Annotated in this window: 4 protein-coding genes; 2 read left to right on the plus strand and 2 right to left on the minus strand. The window is 52.0% G+C overall.

Annotation, left to right across the window (positions count from 1 at the left end):
- The coding region (locus tag ACR0P9_RS07870; RefSeq protein WP_432618964.1) for a LysR family transcriptional regulator substrate-binding protein at window positions 1-457 on the plus strand (457 nt) is incomplete at its 5' end.
- A 34-nt stretch (window positions 458-491) separates the two neighbouring features.
- On the opposite strand, the gene ACR0P9_RS07875 is transcribed toward ACR0P9_RS07870, so the two are convergent.
- Window positions 492-2,000, minus strand: coding sequence for an ASKHA domain-containing protein (locus ACR0P9_RS07875; RefSeq protein ID WP_432618966.1), 1,509 nt, complete (start codon window positions 1,998-2,000; stop codon window positions 492-494).
- Window positions 1,993-4,044 carry a hydantoinase/oxoprolinase family protein gene (locus ACR0P9_RS07880; protein ID WP_432618968.1) on the minus strand — a complete coding sequence of 684 codons (2,052 nt, stop codon included), beginning with the start codon at window positions 4,042-4,044 and terminating at the stop codon, window positions 1,993-1,995. Before ACR0P9_RS07880 ends, ACR0P9_RS07875 begins: the two co-directional genes overlap by 8 nt.
- A 182-nt stretch (window positions 4,045-4,226) precedes the next feature.
- Between ACR0P9_RS07880 and ACR0P9_RS07885 the strand changes: the two genes are divergently transcribed.
- A partial coding sequence (locus ACR0P9_RS07885) for a DUF1638 domain-containing protein (RefSeq protein ID WP_432618970.1) occupies window positions 4,227-4,711 on the plus strand: 485 nt, incomplete at its 3' end.

Here is a 4,711-nt window from a genome sequence, read left to right on the forward strand (position 1 = left end):
TGATGTTTCGGTTGCGCGCACGCCGCTGCGGCTGGAAAATGTGGAGTCGATGCTGCTGTGCACCGAGCCGATGATCGCGGTGTTCCCACCGCATTCCCGCACAGAAAAAGAGGGAATATTGGGACTGCGGCATTTGCTCGGGCGTCCGTTGATTTTGTATCGTCGGTATGAGAGCTTGATTTTAGAGGAATTTTCACGGCAAAATATCCAGCCGGACATATTTTGCGTGTGTGATGATGCGAGAGATGCGATGCTGTGGGTAGAAGCAGGGCTTGCCACGGCAATTTTTCCGCAGTCTATGCGCAGCCTGTGTACAGGTTTGCAAATGCAGACGTTAGAAGAACCGGCGTTGGAGACACAAACCGTGCTGATTTGGAAAAAAGGTGGACAGGTATCTCCGGTCGTGCAGGAATTTTTGCAGATTTGTAAAGCGCATCACGAAAAAGAGGGCACATAACGTGCCCTCTTGCTTTTGCCGATAAATTTAGATATTAAAATGTATCAAATGCCATGCAGTCAATGTAATAATCCATAAATGCCGGACTGGTAGACAGGGACAGCTCTTCCGCTTGCTGTGCCATCTGTTCTGTTTTTTCTCGCAGAGAACGATTGAGCAGCAGCATTGCCGCGCCACCCAATGCGCCGTTGCCAATAAATACGGTTTTTTCCTGCAAATCAGCGGGGAATAAGCCAATTTTTGCCGCGGAAGCATGATTCATCGTGTTGCCAAAGCCGCCAGCGATGACAAAACGATGAATATCTGCTGGTTCCATGCCTTCTTCGTCCAGAAGCGTAAGCAGACCGCCGCAAATCGCAGATTTTGCCAACTGAATCTGTCGAATGTCCTTTTGTGTGATGGAAATGCCGCTGGTGCCGATTTCCCATGCCTCAGCATCTTCGTCTTCCAGCTCTAAATAGCCGGAATCATCCATTTCACCGGTTTCCAGCAGGACAGCCAGCGCGTCCAGAATGCCGGAACCGCAGATGCCCGCAGCAGGTGCATCCTGAACTGTCTGGTACTGCACGGCGCCATCCTGCAACGATACTGTGCGAATGGCACCGGAAGCTGCCGGCATACCGGCACTGATACCGGCACCCTCGAATGCCGGACCTGCCGCTGTCGCACAGCACAGCAGCTTGTTCGCGTGAAACAATGCCATTTCGCCGTTTGTGCCGATGTCAGCGAGCAATTGCGTGCCGCCGTGTTCCAAATCTGCGGCGAGAATGGCACAGACAATATCCGCGCCGACATATGCGCCGATACAGCGCGGCAGATATACCGGTGCGCCAGCCAGAGTTCGGCGGCTGAAACAGCCGAAATACGACTGTACGGCAAACGGAGATACTGCCAGAGAAGCGGGATCTAATCCTTCGTAAATGTGCAGCATCGTTGCGTTGCCGGTCACAACCGATTCGTCCACGGCAGAAATGCCAGCCTCTTGCAGGCATTCCTGCGCCAGCTGTTCGATTTGCGCGGCAATGCGATCAGAAAGAACAGAAAGACCAGCAGTCTTGCACGCTTCAATACGAGAGATGACATCGGCACCATAGCTGCGCTGGGCATTTTCCGCCAGTCGTTCAGCGAGAATCCGGCCTGTCTCTCGCTCAATGAGCTGTACGGCGACAGTAGTCGTGCCAATATCAACGGCAAAGCCGTATCCGGTTTCTGTTTTTTCAAAAGGTGGGGTTTGATACCATGCGATGATGCGAGTATTTTGCTCGGTCTGGACGGAAACTGTGGCGTTTCCCTCTATCGTGCAGTCGCAGGCGAGGCGAATGCCGGATGCGATGTCCGCTTCACTGAGAAGCGTCTGCTCTGCATGAGACAGCGGGGACAGCGCACCGGATGCCTGTACGCGGCATTTGCCGCAGGTGTGATTTCCGGCGCAGGGGAGAGCAAAATCTGGTACATATTGCTGCAGCAGTTCGCTGATGCGTTGTCCTGTTGCAACAGGAAGGGTTTGTGTTTGCTTGTCAAGATGAAGCGTGAGTTCAAACATGTTCGATTTCTCCTTCTTTCGCCGCCAGCTGTAAGCTGGATTCGGCAGTTACACGAATATTCGTAGAGATCTTGATAACGCCGCTGTAAGCGGGAGCAGTCAGATCCTTTTGCTCAATATGAAAAGAGATGGTGCCTGTTGCGCCTTGCGCGCGAAGATCTGCTGCGGCGTCCTGTTTCATGCGTTCGGTCAGCCAAGCAATGGCATCCGTCTCTTCGGCAAAATATTTGGTATTTCCTGCATATACGACCTCCAAATCTCCGATCTCGTCTGTGTCCTCCGCAATGGTCATGCCGTGCGGTCGGATTTCTGCGGACAATGTCCGAGTCATACGGCCGGTAACAGCACCTAACGCATTGGCAACCGGCGCACAATCCGGAATGATGCATGCTGCACCCAATGCTTTGGCGGCGGTTGGCAAAAATAAATGTACAGGGCCGCCGATGCCGACAACGACCGCTTTGGATTGGAACTGATATTGCAGCATGGAAGAGCCTTTTTCGGTTTGATTGCTCCATTGCAGCTCGAGAAGATGCTGCATTCCATCATCTATGCCGTGCTTTTGATAGTAGGGTGAGGCGTGTTCCAACAGCATTTGCGATACAGCTAAGAAAATGCGATGAGAAATTTCGGTGTACACGCGCTCACACAGCTGTTCCAGGCTGTACTGCATCGAAGCGGCGACAAATCGCGCGCCGAGAATAGACGCACGCCGCTCGTATCGCGTGTAATCGCCGCGCAAGTGCATGATGTCTGTCGGTGTCAGCCCGGCGCGAAGAATGATGCCCGTGCGTTCTAAGCCTTCCGCGTGTAAATTGTATTTGTCGATGCCAAGAGCCTGCGCTGTCTGTTCTACGCTCACGGCGCCGTGCTCTAAGAGGAGACACAGCTGACGTTCCTGTTCGGTCAGGGATAGTGTGCGCCAGTCTTTGCGGTTGAGTGTGAGGAATTCGTGCAGGGGCAGAGTATGGCATGGCATCCGCTGCAATAAATTTTCCAAGCAGGTTAGCACCTGGGGTTCACGGGATGCCAATACACAGAGCGGAATCATCCGCGCAGGGCCGATGGTCATTTGCCCTTGCTTGTCCCAGCGAATGCCGCTGTCTCCGCCGAGTGCAAAGGAATGAGCAAATAAACTTTTGACCATCGTGCGCCATTTTCCAACACGGATACCTTCTTCGGATAACAGAGGCGATCCGTTTTCGATCAGAGCAATATCCGTTGTTGTGCCGCCCATATCTACGATAACGGCTTGTTCTGCCTGCGCGAGGGTACTGCCGCCGAGCGCTGATGCAGCGGGACCGGAGAGCAGCGTTTCCACCGCGTGATGTGCGGCGTAATCCAAGCCCATCAAGCTGCTGTCTGAGCGGACGAGATACATATCTGCGTGAATCTTGCGCTCTTGAAAAGCGCGGCTGACGGCATCGAGAAAGCTGCAAGTAAGCGGCAGCAGTCCCGCGTTGAGGACAGCACTGGCGGCGCGTTCCAGACTGGAAAGACCGGAAAACAAGGCGCTGGCACAGATAACCGGCAAATCGGTTTCCTGCTGGATGATAGCAGCAGCTTGTTTCTCCAATAGGCCATTATTGCGCATTCCATAGATTTCACAGATTGCACAGCCTTCTGCGTCACGAAACCATCTTTTGGCCTGTGTGCGCAGCAGCTGCCAATCCGGTTCTTGTGTGATTTCACCGGTGATAGTCGTTTTGCAGGGAAGATATACAATGTCATCAGGATCAGTAAAGCCGTAATCTGCGCCGAACCGCGCGATACCCTTGCGGTCGATGCCCATGAGCAGCAGCTTGGGGCGGCGGAATTTATTTTCCACACAGGCGTTTGTCGCAAGTGTCGTAGAGAGTCCGGCGGCACATGCTTGCTGACACAGAGACAAATCTAAGCCGTCTAATGCCTCTAGGATGCCGCGCGTCAGATCATCGTATGTTGTCAAAGCTTTGTTGGAACACAGAATGGTTCCGGTATCAAAATCGTATAAAACAGCATCTGTACAGGTGCCACCGGTATCGATGCCGATTGCGTATTTCATGGTATGCCTCATTTCTTTGTATGATTATTTATAGTATACCATGATAGTGTGCGAGAAGATAGAACGATTGTGTGCAGCCGACTTTGCGCCGATGGGACAATTTTGCCCAATTGGCAAAAATACTTGCGAATGAAACATAGAAACGATATACTGGTACCAGTGAAAAATGGGGAGGATGAAATATGCGCATTGCGATGATTGGATGCATGGTGATGAATCGAGAGATCAATTTGCTGGCATCAAAGAGTGAAAATATCATACGAATCTGGTGGCTGCGGCAGGGACTGCATGACACGCCGGATATTCTGCGCGCACAATTGCAGAAAACCATTGATGAAATTGAAAGAGAAAATCAAGAACTGCGGGAAAGTCAGCGGTTTCAGGCGATTGTTCTGGCATATGGTCTGTGTTCCAACGGCGTGATTGGTTTGCGCAGCCGCACGCTTCCGATTGTCGTGCCGCGTTGCGATGATTGCATTTCGCTGTTTTTAGGTTCTGCGGAACGGTATCGAATGCTGTTTCGAGAGATGCAGGGGGTATACTGGTACAATCGCGGCTGGATTGAACAGGCATTTACTCCGTCGAGAGAAAACTATCAGAAGCAGAGAGCGGAGTATGCACGTGACTATGGGGAAGAAAATGCAGATTATCTGATGGAATGTACCAA

Source organism: Butyricicoccus sp., assembly GCF_050872565.1.
In the GTDB taxonomy this organism is placed as follows: domain Bacteria; phylum Bacillota; class Clostridia; order Oscillospirales; family Butyricicoccaceae; genus Butyricicoccus_A.

Bases quoted from the DNA above. Each gene is read 5' to 3' on its own strand.
- ACR0P9_RS07875 (WP_432618966.1), bottom strand. From the start codon at position 2,000: ATGTTTGAACTCACGCTTCATCTTGACAAGCAAACACAAACCCTTCCT.
- ACR0P9_RS07880 (WP_432618968.1), bottom strand. From the start codon at position 4,044: ATGAAATACGCAATCGGCATCGATACCGGTGGCACCTGTACAGATGCT.